At 66.8% G+C, this 14,801-nt stretch carries 15 protein-coding genes; 2 read left to right on the top strand and 13 right to left on the bottom strand.

Annotated elements, in window-relative coordinates:
• Nucleotides 1-20 precede the first annotated feature (20 nt).
• The 11 genes from VFW69_RS00510 to secY form a co-directional block, all read right to left on the bottom strand.
• Nucleotides 21-1,064, bottom strand: a complete 1,044-nt coding sequence (locus VFW69_RS00510) for a pyridoxal phosphate-dependent aminotransferase (protein WP_526497052.1) — start codon at nt 1,062-1,064, stop codon at nt 21-23.
• On the bottom strand, nt 1,064-2,083 hold the full coding sequence (locus VFW69_RS00505; protein ID WP_526497050.1) for a 3-oxoacyl-ACP synthase III family protein: 1,020 nt from the start codon (nt 2,081-2,083) through the stop codon (nt 1,064-1,066). Before VFW69_RS00505 ends, VFW69_RS00510 begins: the two co-directional genes overlap by 1 nt.
• An 8-nt stretch (nt 2,084-2,091) precedes the next feature.
• Nucleotides 2,092-2,757 carry an SRPBCC family protein gene (locus VFW69_RS00500; RefSeq protein ID WP_526497048.1) on the bottom strand — a complete coding sequence of 222 codons (666 nt, stop codon included), beginning with the start codon at nt 2,755-2,757 and terminating at the stop codon, nt 2,092-2,094.
• Nucleotides 2,738-4,486 (bottom strand): thiamine pyrophosphate-binding protein, encoded by a 1,749-nt coding sequence (locus VFW69_RS00495; protein ID WP_526497046.1) that lies wholly within the window; start codon nt 4,484-4,486, stop codon nt 2,738-2,740. The genes VFW69_RS00500 and VFW69_RS00495 overlap by 20 nt, the downstream gene beginning before the upstream one ends.
• Nucleotides 4,487-4,578: 92 nt before the next feature.
• Nucleotides 4,579-5,919, bottom strand: a complete 1,341-nt coding sequence (locus tag VFW69_RS00490) for an FAD-binding oxidoreductase (protein WP_526497044.1) — start codon at nt 5,917-5,919, stop codon at nt 4,579-4,581.
• A gap of 9 nt (nt 5,920-5,928) precedes the next feature.
• Nucleotides 5,929-7,119 (bottom strand): flavin-containing monooxygenase, encoded by a 1,191-nt coding sequence (locus tag VFW69_RS00485; protein ID WP_526497042.1) that lies wholly within the window; start codon nt 7,117-7,119, stop codon nt 5,929-5,931.
• Between the two features lie 45 nt (nt 7,120-7,164).
• The gene (locus VFW69_RS00480) at nt 7,165-7,884 is read right to left on the bottom strand and encodes an anti-sigma factor family protein (protein ID WP_526497040.1); all 720 of its coding nucleotides are present in this window, start codon (nt 7,882-7,884) and stop codon (nt 7,165-7,167) included.
• 31 nt (nt 7,885-7,915) lie between these two features.
• Complete coding sequence (locus tag VFW69_RS00475; RefSeq protein ID WP_526497087.1) at nt 7,916-8,452, bottom strand: RNA polymerase sigma factor; 537 nt, start codon at nt 8,450-8,452, stop codon at nt 7,916-7,918.
• A 71-nt stretch (nt 8,453-8,523) separates the two neighbouring features.
• Nucleotides 8,524-9,324 (bottom strand): type I methionyl aminopeptidase, encoded by an 801-nt coding sequence (gene map / locus VFW69_RS00470; RefSeq protein ID WP_526497038.1) that lies wholly within the window; start codon nt 9,322-9,324, stop codon nt 8,524-8,526.
• Between the two features lie 2 nt (nt 9,325-9,326).
• Complete coding sequence (locus tag VFW69_RS00465) at nt 9,327-9,872, bottom strand: adenylate kinase (RefSeq protein ID WP_526497036.1); 546 nt, start codon at nt 9,870-9,872, stop codon at nt 9,327-9,329.
• Nucleotides 9,869-11,194 (bottom strand): preprotein translocase subunit SecY, encoded by a 1,326-nt coding sequence (gene secY, locus VFW69_RS00460; RefSeq protein ID WP_526497085.1) that lies wholly within the window; start codon nt 11,192-11,194, stop codon nt 9,869-9,871. The genes VFW69_RS00465 and secY overlap by 4 nt, the downstream gene beginning before the upstream one ends.
• 244 nt (nt 11,195-11,438) lie before the next feature.
• Between secY and VFW69_RS00455 the strand changes: the two genes are divergently transcribed.
• Nucleotides 11,439-12,353 (top strand): class I SAM-dependent methyltransferase, encoded by a 915-nt coding sequence (locus VFW69_RS00455; protein ID WP_526497034.1) that lies wholly within the window; start codon nt 11,439-11,441, stop codon nt 12,351-12,353.
• Nucleotides 12,353-13,273 carry a class I SAM-dependent methyltransferase gene (locus VFW69_RS00450; RefSeq protein ID WP_526497032.1) on the top strand — a complete coding sequence of 307 codons (921 nt, stop codon included), beginning with the start codon at nt 12,353-12,355 and terminating at the stop codon, nt 13,271-13,273. Before VFW69_RS00455 ends, VFW69_RS00450 begins: the two co-directional genes overlap by 1 nt.
• A 3-nt stretch (nt 13,274-13,276) precedes the next feature.
• On the opposite strand, the gene VFW69_RS00445 is transcribed toward VFW69_RS00450, so the two are convergent.
• Nucleotides 13,277-13,942 carry a GNAT family N-acetyltransferase gene (locus tag VFW69_RS00445; RefSeq protein ID WP_526497030.1) on the bottom strand — a complete coding sequence of 222 codons (666 nt, stop codon included), beginning with the start codon at nt 13,940-13,942 and terminating at the stop codon, nt 13,277-13,279.
• A 46-nt stretch (nt 13,943-13,988) separates the two neighbouring features.
• Nucleotides 13,989-14,801, bottom strand: an 813-nt coding sequence (locus VFW69_RS00440) for an FGGY-family carbohydrate kinase (protein ID WP_526497028.1), incomplete at its 5' end; no start/stop codon positions are given.

Raw genomic sequence — 14,801 nt, 5'->3', positions numbered from 1 at the left:
CACTTTGGCCGTGATTTTCCTCAGGCGTGTGACTTTGCCACTGCGGCCAGCACCGCTCGGGTGGATGCGCGGCTCCCGACGGTGATCCGCGCGCCTCCGTCGGGGTAGTGCCGGACCTTCAGCCCAGCCTCACCGAACACCTGTTGCCAGTGCCGCCCGACGGGCGGCAGGTAAACGAAGTTGGCATGTCCGTCGGTGGTGCACACCCCCAACGCGGCGAGGCGCCGGGACAAGTATTGGCGCTCACCGCTGATTCGCAGAATGCGTTGCCGCAACTGATCGTCGGCCGCATAGGAAGCAGCCACGGCGACCAGGCTGGTGATCCCCATGCCGAACGGCAATTGCATCTTCCACAGGATCGTGGCGAGCTCCGGTGAGGCGAACCCGTAGCCGATACGAAGTCCGGCCAAGCCATAGGCCTTCGAGAACGTCCGCAGCACCACGACATTCGGGAAGCGCCGCACCAGATCCGGTCCGCCGACGCGGTGCTGGGGGGCGACGAACTCGATATAGGCCTCGTCGAGCAGCACGACCGTGTCGTCTGGCACGCGGCGCAGGAATCGTTCGACCTCCGGAACGGATTCCATCGTGCCGGTCGGATTGTGCGGCCGGCACAGGACGACGACGTTCGCGCCCGCCGCCGCCTCGGCCATAGCGTTCAGATCGTGGTGGCCAGATCCGTCGAGCGGAACGGTGATCGGCGTCAGGTGGGCCATATGTGCAAAGATCGGATATCCGTCGAATGTCGGCTCGCTCAACACAATCCGGTCACCGGGCCGCGTCACCGCATGCAGGACCTGCATCGCCACTCCGCTCGCCCCGGCTCCGAGCACAACCTGCCCGTCGCCGACCCCTACGTGACCGGCGACGAGTGACCGCATCCGTTCGGGCCGGAATTCGGGATAGCGGTTGGCGGCGTCGATCGAGCGGATCAACGCCGAACGAACGGCCGGCAGCGGCGGGAACGGGTTCTCGTTGAGGGACAGCGCCAGCGGATCGATCGCATCCGGCAGCGCGCTGCCTATCTCGGCAGTGACGGGGTCCGCTTCCAGCACGGCCGACATCAGTCTCGCCCGCCCCAGCGGACTGCGGCCGCGCCCGCGAAGTCGCCGGCGTGCGCGAATGCCGCCATCATCACCACGTCGCCGGCCTTGAGCTGACCGTCGGATATCGCACGGTCAAGGTTGACGGGGATGCCGGCGCCGAACAGGTTGCCGCATTCATCAAAAGTATCGAGGTGTCTCGATTCGGGCACCTCGAGCGCCTCGCGCCAGTTACGCAAAAACACCCGATTGGGTTGATTGGTCACCAGCAAATCGATCTCTTTGGAGGGCAACCCGATGCGGTCGCAGACCGCGAGCGCGACTTCGGGAACCTGCCTGTTGCCGCGCGCCAACACCTTGGCGATCTTGCTTTCGGTGAAACCGATGCAGCCCTCACCCGTTCCGGGTTGCCACCATTTGCGGGGCGGGTCGATGGCGATGGTCATGTCGCCGGCGTATTCGCCGTAGGTTCGGCACTCGACGTCGAGAATCGGTGAATCGTTCGACAGCGTGACAAGGCCGACGGCGGCGCCGTCGCCGGGTACCGACGACTGCGCCTTCGCCCGCACGCCGGGTTGGTCGAAGATCTGTCCCGCAGCGTTCTGCGCGACGGCGACGAGCGCGGTGCGCCCTTCGCCGGACGTCAGGAGCCGGCGGGCCACCTTGAGCCCCAGCACGAACGCCGCGCAACCGCCGTTGTGCAGATCCAACACCCAGTTGGGTCGCATGCCCAAGCGGTGTGCGATGCTGCCACCTCCGCCGTAGAACGGCATGTCGGGCATCTGAGCGTGGGTAATCAGCACGTCCACGTCGGAGATGACGTCGTGGCCGTTCCGTTCGATAACACCCGCGGCGGCACGCTCAACCATGTCGACTGCGGTTTCATCGGCCGCGACGTGATGGCGAAATTTAGGGGCGCGGAACATCAGGTTGTCGGCCAGCTCATCGGAGCCGGCGAACTGCGCGTAATAGTCTGCGCCGATGGGTTTTCCGGGCAGGTAGGTGGAGACGTCGGTCAGGCTCGCGGTTGGTTGCTTCATTGCGGTACTCACCTCATCCAGGCCGGCGTGATCGGCAGGCCGTTGCGGTGGCGGTACTCGGCGATCGTCTTGAGGTTGTTCAGCTCCACCCCGTGACCGGCGCCGAAGATGTCCCAGAAGTCACCCACCCAGCCCGTCCGATCCGGCGGCGCGGCGTCGCCATACGGGTTGTGGTCGTAGAAGGGGTGGTGGCAATTGGTCCACAGCACAACGGATCCGGGCTTGTTCAGCACCATCTGCGCATCGACGACCCGCATCAGGTAGATCATCCAGAGGTGCGCGCCCTGGTCCCAGGCGCAGTGGTAGTCGACGGTGCCTGCTTGGGCGTTGGCCACCGTTCGGGTGAAGATCTTGGTATCCGGGAGCAACCGGTCGTAGGCCAGCCACAGCCCGGGCTCTTCGGTGGGAGTGAAGTCACGCAGCGTGTACGTCCACTCCGCAAGGCTGCGCGTATCGGCCAGGTATTCGAGCAGCTCGTCGGGTGGGCAGTCGACGTAGTCGCTGACCGTGCAGTATCGCCCGAAGACCTCGTCATGCGGGTACATAGACCGCATCTGGGCCATGAACATCGGGGCGGTCTTCTCAAGCGGCGAGGTCTCGATCCGGACCAGCCCCTCGATCGGCTCGGTGGTGCCGGTGTGAACGTGAATGTCGTCAAGCGCTGGCAGGGACATCTGATCTTTCCTCTTGAGGTGTCGGTCGGCCAATGATTTTGGTCGCTTGCTGGTTCAAAAACGCTGCAAAGGGCGGGATTTCGTCGGCAGAGCACTCAACGCTGATCACCGACGGGCCATCCGCGGCCATCGCCCCTTCCAGCACGGCAGCCAGCGCGTCGACGTCGGCCACGTCTATCGCCGACAGCCCCGGGAACATCGCCGCCAACCCGGCGCCCAGCCGGCTGGGACCGAACCGGTTGTAGCTGTACAGGTCGTCGTAGAACAACTGCTCGCGGGTTACGCACATGGCATGGGCGTTGTTGTTGAACAGGACGAACGTCACCGGCAGCCGGTACTGCACCGCTGTGTGGACTTCCATGCCGTGCATGAAGAATGCGCCGTCCCCGGCGATTACGACAGTGCGCGGGCTGAGCCGGCTGCCCACGGCACGACCGAAAGCCATCCCGATAGCGGCACCGAAGCTGTAACCCATGCCCCCCATGCCGAGCGCGACAGCGAACCGGCCGCCACGCCGGACCGGCAGATGGTGAATGGCAGCGGCACCGGTGTTGCCCGCGTCGACGACGATGTCCACGCCGTCGGGCAGCACCCGGTCCAGCACGGTCAGCGCATCGCGGTAGCGGACACCCGGACCGCGGCAGGGTGGTGGCCTGAGTTCGGTGTCGGTCACGAAATCGGGCACGCGCAGGTTCCTCGGCCGCCCCTGCCCGGATAGTTCCATGGCCACCATGCGCAACGAGGTCCGCAGGTCGTCCGTGCACACGTGAGTGCACGCGAAGTATGGCGCCGCCGATCCGATCGAGACCGTCCGCGCCGCCGTCAGCGCGTCGTCGAGGCCTGCCCGGGCCGTCACCGACAGTCGGGTGCCCACCACCAAGCACACCGTGCTGTCACCGACCGCCTCGGCCACGCCGGGATGCCCCATGACGCCGGTCACGCCCAGCGCCGACGACGAACCCGAACCCGGCGTGCCGGCGACGTCTTTGGCGTCGGGCACGCATGCCACCCGCGCGCGCAGCATCGCGCGCAGCGTCTCCAGCTCCGCTCGGGCATCGTCGCGGGCCACCTGCTCGCCGGCGATGATCGTGACCGGTCCATCGGCGGCCCGTAGCGCGCGCAGTACCGGATCGAGGTCACCGATCCGGGGCGCCGCCGACGCTGCATCACTGATGGTTTGCCCGGGATGATCGATGACCGTGACCGGCTTCTGCTGAATGTCCTTGGGCAACAACAGGACAGCTGGTCCACCGCCGCGTGCCGCCGCGATGGCTTCCGGCAGGGCGGTAACGATGTCGGAGGGCGTCAGCACTCGCCGGCACCAGACCGATACCGCCGAGAACAACGCCTCGGCATCCAGCGAGCCGTTGCGGCCGCTGGTGTCCTGGAAGCTGCCCCGCCCGTCCATTGTTGTCGCCGGCTGGCCCACCAACGCCAACACCGGGACGCGACTGGCCAACGATTCCCCAAGGCCGGGAACAAGATTGAGTGCTCCCCCGCCAGAGGTCGCCGCCACTACCCCAAGGCCGGCGCCGCTGCGGCTGTATCCGTCGGCCATCGTGGCCGCGGAGAATTCATGCTTGGCCAACACGGCGGTGATGTCTGCGCAAAAGTGTGCGGCGTCGTAGAGATCTTCGATGTTGGCGCCGTCGACGCCGAATATGTAATCGGCGTCGGTCCTCGCGAGATGCTCGACGATGTGGTCGACCACCCGGTGTTGCCTCGACATCTGCTCACCTAACTTATGACGATGCCAGTGACACGACCGGCGGGTAGCTTCAGTTCACTGGTAAGCGCAATCCCTCCGGATTGCCAGCGCTTTTATATACGTGTCAAATAGCTGTGAAAGCGGCCATCCGGGTCGTAGGCCGAGCGCACCCGGTCCAGCCGTGCCATGTTCGATTCGGTGATGAATCGCGCCGGGCGCCGGCACAGGTTCTCGTCCGCCAAGGAGATACCGGTCGCCAGGTGCGACATCGCGGCCATGTTGGACGCGGCCCAGTCGCGGTACCGTTCGTCGTCCGCCGGATCCTGCCAGATGGTGTACAGCGCCAGGTAGATGTCGTCTTCGAGGCCGTACACCATGTCGGTGCGGCTCGGCGACGTCTTCCAGCCCGTGAAGATGAAGTGTGACGGGTGCGGCGGCATGGTTTCGATGATCCGGCGGATGCCCGGCAGCAGTTCTTCGGCGGAAGCCGACGTGAACATGCTGTCCGCAATATAGCGGTGGCCCTTCGGGTAACTGGTCATCACGGCCGTATACCAGTTCGCCAGGGTCGTCGGCGCATATGGAAGGCTGACGATCGCCTTGTCGACAACCGGACAACTGCCTAGCGGGGCAAGGGCTTTGGCCGCCTCGTCCTCCGAATCGGCGAAGACAGGCGAGGCGATCGTGATGCCAGGCTGGTTGAGCCCGGCTCCCGGGAAGCTACGGGCGGTATGCACCTGCAATTCGACCCGGTCATCGAGCTCGCCGCTGATCGAGCGCGCCCACGTGAAGACCTCGTCGGCCAGTTCAATCGGGTACATGTACAGGCAGGTGCCCCATACCGCCGGACGCGGATAGACCCGTAGCTTGAACGAGGTCACCACGCCGAAGAAGCCGGGACCGGAACCGCGTGCAGCCCAATACAAGTCGGGATGATTCTCGGGATCGCAATGGATCCGCTCGCCGTCCGCGGTGATGACCTCCAGGCCGAGCACGCTCTCGCACGCCGGTCCGAGAGCCCGGCTGTTCCAACCGTAGCCGCCTTGCAGCAGATAACCACCGAGGCAGATCCCCTCGCAATGGCCCGCGGGAAAGAACAGTTCTTGCCCGTCGAGTTCGGCCGCGAAGGCGCTGGCGATCTTTCCCGGGCCCACGTCCGCGGTCATCCGTTCCGGATCGACGCTGCAGTGGTCGAGGCGGCTCACGTCCAGCAGCAGTCCGCCGTCGCGAAGGTGGTTGGCGGCCCAGCTGTGCCCGCCCGAACGTACCCCGATGCGATGCCCGTTCGCTCGCGCATAACGGAGCGCCGAGACCACGTCGTCGGCGTCGCGCGCCTGCACGATGACATCCGGAAACCGCGCTGGCACAAGGCCGTTCCACACGGTATCGCGACGGGTCGTTTCGTAGCCCGCTTCGCCGCGAAAGAATGTGTGTTCAGTGGTGAGCAGAGCCATTCGCGTTCCTTAAACCGCCGCCAGTTGTTCGCTGTGGCGCGTCCGTCTGAGGTAGCCCGCCACCTTCGCGGCCAGCGGCGTGGCGGCCAGCCGGATCGCCCGCAGCGGGCCATTCGGCGGAATCCCGTATCCGATCGCGAACATTCCCTCGCCGACGTGGCAGGCGAAGCCGCCGCGCGGGTTGCCATGCTCGTCGAGGACACCGAGGTGGCCGACCAATCCGCGCAGGTTCGGCTCGAAGCCGGTTGCGGTGATGACAACGTCGGGTGTTACGGATGTGCCGTCGGCGAGGATGACGGAGTCGGATTCCAGCCTCGTGACGGCGCCGACGACTTCGACGCGCCGCGCTCGCACTACGTCGACCAGCCCGTCCGCCAGCGTGGGGATGCGACCCCGTGTCTCGACGGTCGCTTTGAGGCCGACCGTGGGTCGCTGAAAACCGTAGGGGGACAGGTCGCCCCACATCAGGCGAGTCACGCGGGCGATCAGCGGATCGACCATGCGAGCGGGGACTCTTGCGGACAGCTCGAGGAAGATGTCCGACGGGAATCCTCCAATGGCTCGCCGCACCAGGTGCGGTGGCGTGCGCACCGCCAGCCAGATCCGGCGGGCACCGTCGTTGGCCAGCTGCACGGCGATGTCGGCGGCGGAGTTACCCGCCCCGACCACGAGGACGTCTCGGCCACGGTAAGGCCACGCGTTGATGAACTCCCCGGAGTGAACGATCTCGCCTTTAAAGCATTCAAGCCCGGGCCAGCGCGGGGCGGCTGGCGCGCCGTAGTTTCCTGTGGCGAGAACTATTGTGCGGCTTCGGATTTTGCCTGATGATGTGTCCAGCTGCCACACTCCCACGCAACGGTCGACCGAGTGGACCTCGCACCCGAGCTTGATCGGGATTTTCTGCCGGACGACGTAGCGATCGAAGTAGCGGACCATGTCCTCCTTGGTCGGCCACCGGCCGGCGCTCAACGGGATACGTTGTCCCGGTAGGTGAGACAAGAACCCGGTCGTGTTCAGGCGGAAGTCGTCATAACGCCTGCGCCAGGAGATCGCCGGGGCCGCCGCGCGGTCGAGCACCAGCGCTTTGACGCCGTACCGATGATCGAGTTCCCGTGCGACGGCCAGACCCGCGGGCCCGGCTCCGATGACTACGGCATCGGCGCTGTCCTGAATCCCGGCCGCGAGGTGCGTCCCTGCCATGCCTGTGTAACGACACGCGAGGGCGTTGAGTTCACCGCGCGGTGTTCACAGCGAACGCTGCAACAAAACCTGTCCGGTGTCGGCGGCAACCACCTGCACGGCCGCGATCTGGTCGACCGGAGTCGAGATGGCACCCGCGGGCGACGCCGCGTGGCCGGGCACGGCCACCCATGTCGCCAGCCGGGTCTGGCTGCCGTCGCGCCCCAACACGACCATCGCGAGCGTGTCATGGTGCGCGTTCAGCGGCGCCAGGCACACGCAGCGCAGGTTGATGGACGTCCCCCAGTGCTGGCTGCTGACGGCGACCGTCGACGTCAGCAGGCTGGTGCCCACCTGCGCCATCGGCTCCGACGCCGCAGTCACCTGCTGGGACGGAGTCGACGACCACCCCTGAAGACCGACGAACACCGCGATAGCCAGCACCGCGGCCGCGGCCGTCGACGCCACCCAGGTCACTACCCGGGTGCGGCGGCGCCGCCAGCGCACCGTCGCCAGCAGGGACGGCAGCAATTCCGCAGACATCTCCGGGGCCGGACCGGATTGGTCGATCGCGGCCACTTTGTCACGGTCGAGCTGCGACAGCAGCGCCGGCACACCACTGAGATCGGCGACGGCGGACCGGCAGGCCGGGCAGTGCGCGATGTGCGTCTCGAATTCGCGGCGTTGCGCGGCCGACAAAGAGCCCAACACGTATGCGGCATCCCACATCGCGTAACGGTCTTCGGGAGGGCCGATATCGCGCACCGGCGTCCTCATTTCATCCATTTCTTCTCACCCCTCGCGCATTCGGAGCCCCTCATCGGGTGACCCCAAGTTCCTGCAGAGTGAGTCGCAACGCCCGCACAGCATAGTGTAGTCGCGACTTCACTGTTCCCTCGGCGATTCCGAGGTCTGCAGCAGTCTGTGTGGTGGTCCAACCGCGGTAGTAGGACCGTTCGATCACTGCTCGGTGCTCGGCGGACAACTGCGCCATCGCGTCCGCTATCAGCAACCGGTCCAGCGCCGCATTGACCTCGTCCGGCGTGAACTGTTCGGGCGCACCCGACACGTCTGTGGAGCCGACGACATTGCGAAACCGCGCGCTGCGCCGGTCGTCGATGATCATGTTGCGGGCCACGGTGAACAACCACGCCCGCGCCGAGCGCTCCGTGTCGCCGACGACCTCGGGGTGTTGCCATGCCCGCAGCAACGTCTCCTGGACCACATCCTCGGACTGGCTCGCATCCCCCGTCAGCCGCAGCGCATACCGCCACAGAACTGCGGCGTGTTCGTCGTAGAGCGCCTTCATCAGAGCGGCTTCGGCAGCGCCGGACGCCCTGCCGGTGCCAGTCACACGAGCCACTCGATCACCTCCTGCCAGGGAAACGAGGCGAGTAGGCGTTTAGTTCAAGGCTAGCCCGACCACTAAGCCGAGGTCAGGATGCGTGGGCCGGCGTCGGTGACGGCGACGGTGTGCTCCCAGTGTGCCGCCCGCGACCCGTCGGTGGTGGTGACCGTCCACTGGTCGTCGAGCACCACGGTCTTGCCGGTTCCCAGCGTCAGCATCGGTTCGATGGCCAGCACCGACCCGGCGGCCAGCACGGGGCCGCGTCCCGGTGAGCCCTCGTTGGGCAGGAACGGGTCCATGTGCATCTGGCGGCCGATGCCGTGGCCGCCGTAGCCCTCGACGATCCCGAACGCCCGCGAATGGCGGGCCTCGGCGTCGCGCGTGCCCATCTCGATGGCGTGCGATACGTCGGTCAGCCGATTACCGGGCACCATGGCCGCGATCCCGGCCTCCAGCGATTCCCTGGTCGCCTGCGACAGCGCTTCGTCGGCCGCGTCCAGCGTCCCGACCCCGAAGGTGATCGCGGCGTCACCGTGCCAGCCGTCGAGCACCGCGCCGCAGTCGATCGACACCAGGTCACCGGGCGCCAGAAGCTCGGCGGCCGAGGGAATCCCGTGCACCACGCGCTCGTTGACCGACGCGCAGATCGACGCGGGGTAACCGTGATAGCCCAGGAACGACGGCACCGCGCCCGCGTCCTGGATCACCGATTCGGCGATTTCGTCCAGGCTCAGCGTCGAGACCCCGGAAACCGCAGCCACGCGGACGGCCTGCAACGCGGCCGCCACCACCGCGCCCGCCGCGGCCATCGCGTCGAGTTCGCCGGCACTGCGCTGCGGCACCACCTTGCGACCCCGCAGCCGCGCCAGCGGGTTCATCCCTACTTGCCCAGCGACTGCAGCGCGCGGGCGAACACTTCGTCCATGGAGCCGACGGCGTCGACCGTCTTGAGTTCGTCGCTGTAGTAATCCAGCAGCGGCGCGGTCTCGGCGCGGTAGATCTTCATCCGGTTCAGGATGACGTCGTCGGTGTCGTCGGCGCGCCCGCGGCCCTTCAGCCGCTGCAGCAACTCGTCTTCGGAGACCCGAAATTCCAGCACCGCGTCGATGTCGGTGCCCCGGCGACCCAGCATCTCGTGCAGCGCCTTGGCCTGCTCGAGCGAGCGTGGGTAGCCGTCCAGGATGAAACCGTTGGCCGCGTCCGACTCGTTCAGCCGCTCGTCGACGAGCTGGTTGGTCAACTCGGAGGGCACCAGGTCGCCGGCGTCCAGGTAGCGCTTGGCCTCCAGGCCGAGCTTGGTGCCGTTCTCGATGTTGCTACGGAACAGCTCGCCGGTGGAGATCTGCGGGATCCCCAGCTTTTCCGAGAGTTTCTGGGCCTGCGTTCCCTTGCCCGCCCCCGGCGGTCCCAGCAAAACGACTCTCACTTGAGGAACCCTTCATAGTTGCGCTGCATGAGCTGACTCTCGATCTGCTTGACCGTATCCAAGCCCACGCCAATCATGATCAACACCGCGGTACCGCCGAACGGCAGATTCTGAACCGCTCCGCTATTGCCGATCTGCAAGAACAAGTTGGGCAGCACCGAAATTGCGCCGAGGTAGATCGAACCCGGCAGGGTGATCCGGCTCAGCACGAAACGCAGGTAATCGGCGGTCGGCTTGCCCGGCCGAATGCCGGGAATGAACCCGCCGAACTTCTTCATCTCGTCGGCACGCTCGTCGGGATTGAACGTGATCGAGACGTAGAAGTACGTGAAGAAGATGATGAGGCCGAAGTAGATGGCGATGTACACCGGATCGCTCGGGTCGGACAGGTAGGTGCCGACGAACTTGTCCCACCAGCTATTGCCCACGCCACCGGCACCGCTGCGGATCAGCTGGGTGATCAGGTGCGGGATGTAGATCAGCGAGGACGCGAAGATGACCGGGATAACACCGGCCTGGTTGACCTTGAGCGGCAGATAGGTCGACGTTCCGCCGTACATGCGTCGGCCGACCATGCGCTTGGCGTACTGGACCGGGATCCGGCGCTGGCCCTGCTCGACGAACACCACGCCGACGATGATGACCAGCGCGGCGACCAGCACGGCGGCGAAGATCATCCCGCCGCGGCTGTCCAGGATCGTCTTACCCTCGGCGGGGATGCGCGCCGCGATGCCCACGAAGATCAGCAGGGACATGCCGTTGCCGATGCCGCGCTCGGTGATCAGCTCGCCCATCCACATCACCAGCGCCGCCCCGCTGGTCATCACCAGCACGATGACGACCAGCGTGAAGATGCTCTGGTCGGCGATGATGTCCAGCGAGCAGCCCTGCAGCAGCCCGCCGTTGGCCGCCAGGGCCACGATGCTGGTGGCCTGCAGGACGGCCAGCGCGATCGCCAGATAACGGGTGTATTGCGTCATCTTGGCCTGGCCGGCTTGGCCTTCCTTGCGCAGCTCCTCGAACCGTGGGATGACCACGGTGAGCAGCTGCACGATGATGCTGGCGGTGATGTAGGGCATTACCCCCACCGCGAACACCGTGAGGTTGAGCAGCGCACCACCGGAGAACAGGTTGATCAGCGAATAGATCTGCCCGGCCGCGCCGCCGCTGGCCTCTTTGATGCACTGCTGGACGTTCGGAAAGTTGACGCCAGGGGACGGTAGCGCGGCGCCGACCCGATACAAGACGACGATGCCAAGTGTGAAGAGGATCTTCCGTCTCAGGTCAACTGTCCGCAGCGATGAGATGAAAGCGGAAAGCAACTCTTCCTCCTGCGCAGCCGGGGTTTCCTGCATCACGCGCCCAACACCCGCAGGCCAGGACGTACGGCGTCGCGCGTTAAACCGTGTACGAGACTAACAGCTGGTCCGCCCACCTCCGGTCAGGGCCTTTGCGTCGGCCCCTTGATGGCCGCCGCACGCCGCCGAATAAACACAGGAAGCAGTAAGACGTGAGGCGTAAAGTTCCTCCTGACTCGTTGCATTTGCTAAATAACTTGGGAGCAGCATGACACGCACTGACCAGGACAGCTGGGACTTAGCCTCGAGCGTCGGTGCCACGGCCACGATGGTCGCGGCGGCCCGCGCACTGGCCAGCGAGGCCACCAACCCGATCATCAACGACCCCTTCGCCGCGCCCCTGGTACGCGCCGTCGGTCTGGATTTCTTCCGGCGCCTGGTCGACGGTGAGGTGGCCGAATCCGAGGGCTACGCGGGCAGCGACAAGGATCTGGGGCTGGAGACCGACTCCATCGCCGTGCGCACCCGCTTCTTCGACGACTTTTTCCTCAACGCTGCCCGCGACGGGGTTCGCCAGGCGGTGATCCTGGCGGCCGGCCTCGACGCCCGCGCCTACCGGCTGAGCTGGCCGCCCGGGAGCGTGGTCTACGAGGTCGATCAGCCTGCCGTCATCGAGTTCAAGAGCACCACCATGTCCCGCCTGGCTGCCGCGCCGACGGCCGAGCGGCGCACGGTCAGCATCGATCTGCGCGAGGACTGGCCGGCGGCGCTGCGCGACAGCGGCTTTGACGTGACGCAACCGACCTCATGGAGCGCCGAGGGCCTGCTGATGTACCTGCCGCCCGACGCCCAGGACCGGCTTTTCGACAACATCACCGAGCTCAGCGCCCCCGGCAGCTTGCTGGCCACCGAGCACCACCCCGACACCACGGGCACGACGATGTCGCAACGCGCCCAGGAGTTCAACGACAGGTGGGCCAAGGTCGGCTGCGACATCGACCTGTCGGGCCTGTTCTTCGACGGCGAGCGCAGCAACGTCGTCGACTACCTGACCGGCAAGGGCTGGGAGGTCGCCGCCCGTCCGCGGCGCGAGCTGTTCGGCGATTACGGCCTGGAATTCCACGACGACGAGGCGATGGCGCAGTTCCGCAACATCGTCACCGTCACCGCCACCCTGCGCTAGTGCCGGAGACCGAGAGCAAGCGATCGGACGGCGACAGTTGGGATCTCGCGTCCAGCGTGGGCGCCACGGCCACCGCGGTGGCTGCCCGGCGGGCGCTGGCATCCAAGGGCCCCGACCCGTTGATCGACGATCCCTTCGCCGAGCCATTGGTGCGTGCCGTCGGTGTCGAGGCCTTCATCCGGATGATGAACGGCGAAATCGAGACACCCGAAGACGATCCGGCGTTCACCCCGCGGCGACTCGGTGAGGGCATGGCCGTCCGCACCAGGTTCTTCGATTCGTTCTTCCTCGAGGCCGCCAGCGCCGGTATCCGCCAGGCGGTCATCCTGGCCTCGGGGCTGGACACCCGCGCCTACCGGCTGGCCTGGCCGCCAGGGACCGTGGTCTACGAAATCGACCAGCCCAGGGTGATCGAGTTCAAGACCCGCACCCTGGCGGATCTGGGCGCGACACCGAGCGCCGACCGGCGGGCGGTGGGTGTCGACCTGCGCGACGACTGGCCGGCCGCGTTGGCCGACAGCGGATTTGACGCAGGGGCACCCGCGGCGTGGAGCGCCGAAGGGCTGCTGGGCTATCTGCCGCCAGAGGCGCAGGACCGCCTGTTCGACAACATCACCGCGCTGTCCGCCAACGGCAGCAGGATCGGCACCGGCTACGTGCCCGACATCCGCGGCCGCATCGAAAAGCGTGGCCGCGAGATCAGCGAGCGCTGGCGGCGCATGGGACTGGACCTCAACTGGGCCGATCTGGTCTACCCCGGCGAACGCAACGACGTGGTGACCTATCTGTCCGAGCAGGGCTGGCACTCGTCGGTGCACACCACCCCGGAACTCTACGCGGCCAACGGTTTTGATTTCCCCGAGCAACCCTCGATGGCCGCCTTCGGCGACATCAGATACGTCACCGGCGTTCTGCGATAACGCTCAGCGGGGGTTGGCCGCGGGTGCGCGCACGACCATCGGCACCGCGGGGAAACACCACGCCATCTCCGAGCGCGACTTGCGCAGCGCGGCGGTGCCGTAGCCCCGTTTGCGGTGATCGGGGTGAATCCAGATCCGGACGTCGACCTCGCCGCGAACCAGCTCGCCGAACACCATGCCCACCTTTTCGCCGGAGTCGATGGCCACGAACCACGCGGCCTCTTCGTCATCTACCCGGCCCAGCGCGGCTCTGATCTCGTCGTCGACGTTGCCGGCGGGTCCACCGGAGCCGTCGCCGGCGAAGCCGATGTCCTCGGTGCGCACGGCGAAGATGTCGCGGTCGGCCGCGGCGGAGAAGGGCCGCAGCTCCAGCGTCTCGCCCAGGCTCGCCGGACGCTCGCCCAGGGTGAAGCTCAGCTGTTTGTTCAGGTCTTCGAGTTCGGCGAGGATCTTGCGGCGCGAGTCGACGGTGAGCTGATCGAACGACATCCCCATCACCGCTTCGGCGGCCACGTGCGAGGTGTCGAGCAAGCGAACGATCGCCTCCACCGCGGCCGACTTGTTCTCCGATTCCACGACGACGTCGGCTATTTCGTGCCGTCGTTCAAGGGCGTTCAACAATGCGTCCGCGATTTCGCGGCGGGCGGCTTTGCGGTCCTGGTCGGTCATTGCACCAGCCTAGAACGCCGGTGGCGTCACCGCGCGACATCTGCGGCTACCCAAGCTCCTGGAAGCGCTGATAGCGATCCTCGACCGCGCTCGCCCACGCGGGGTCGGGCTCGACCACGCGCTCGGTGCGCGCCCATCGGGCGGCATCGGCGATGGTCGTCTCCAGGCCCACCGCCATGCGCGCCAGGAACGCCGCTCCCAGCGCGGCCCCTTCCGCCACCCCGGACACCTCGACCGGCCGCCCGATGGCGTCGGCGATGGCCTGCAGCCACGGCCCCACCCGCGTGCCGCCGCCGGTGGCCACGATGCGCGACACCGGCGCTCCGCCGAGTTCGATGAGCCGGCGGACCACGAAGCCGGATGCCTCGTAGGCGGCCCGCCGCAGCGCGGCGGCGTCGTGGGTCAGATCCAGGGCCTCGAGCACACCCCGGCGGTCCCGATCGTGAAACGGGGTGCGCTCACCGCGCAGATAGGGTGCCCACACCGGAATGCGCCCGGGTTCGACCGCGTTCGGGTCTGCCGCTGCCACAACGCGATCCACCCAGCCCAGGAACAGTCCGCCTGCGTTGCTGGCCCCGCCGATCTGGCTCTTGCCGGGCGTGGTGTGCGGAATGGTCCACAGGCCGGGCACCTGCCGGGCCTGCGAGATGGTCGTCCACACGATCAGCGTGGTGCCGCACATAACCAGCACGTCGCCGTCGTGGTCGGCGCCGGCGACGATCTGTTCGCATAGCGCGTCGATGGCGCCGGTGGCCAACGCGGCATCGGTGCCGCGCACCTGGCCGACGACGGCTCCCATGCTCTCCACCCGCGGCATCTGCTCGACGGCCGCGCCGCGCCCGGCGCAGGCTTCGGGACT

It is taken from the genome of Mycobacterium sp., assembly GCF_036273375.1.
Taxonomy (GTDB): Bacteria; Actinomycetota; Actinomycetes; order Mycobacteriales; family Mycobacteriaceae; genus Mycobacterium.
This window is presented reverse-complemented; position numbering and strand designations above follow the sequence as displayed.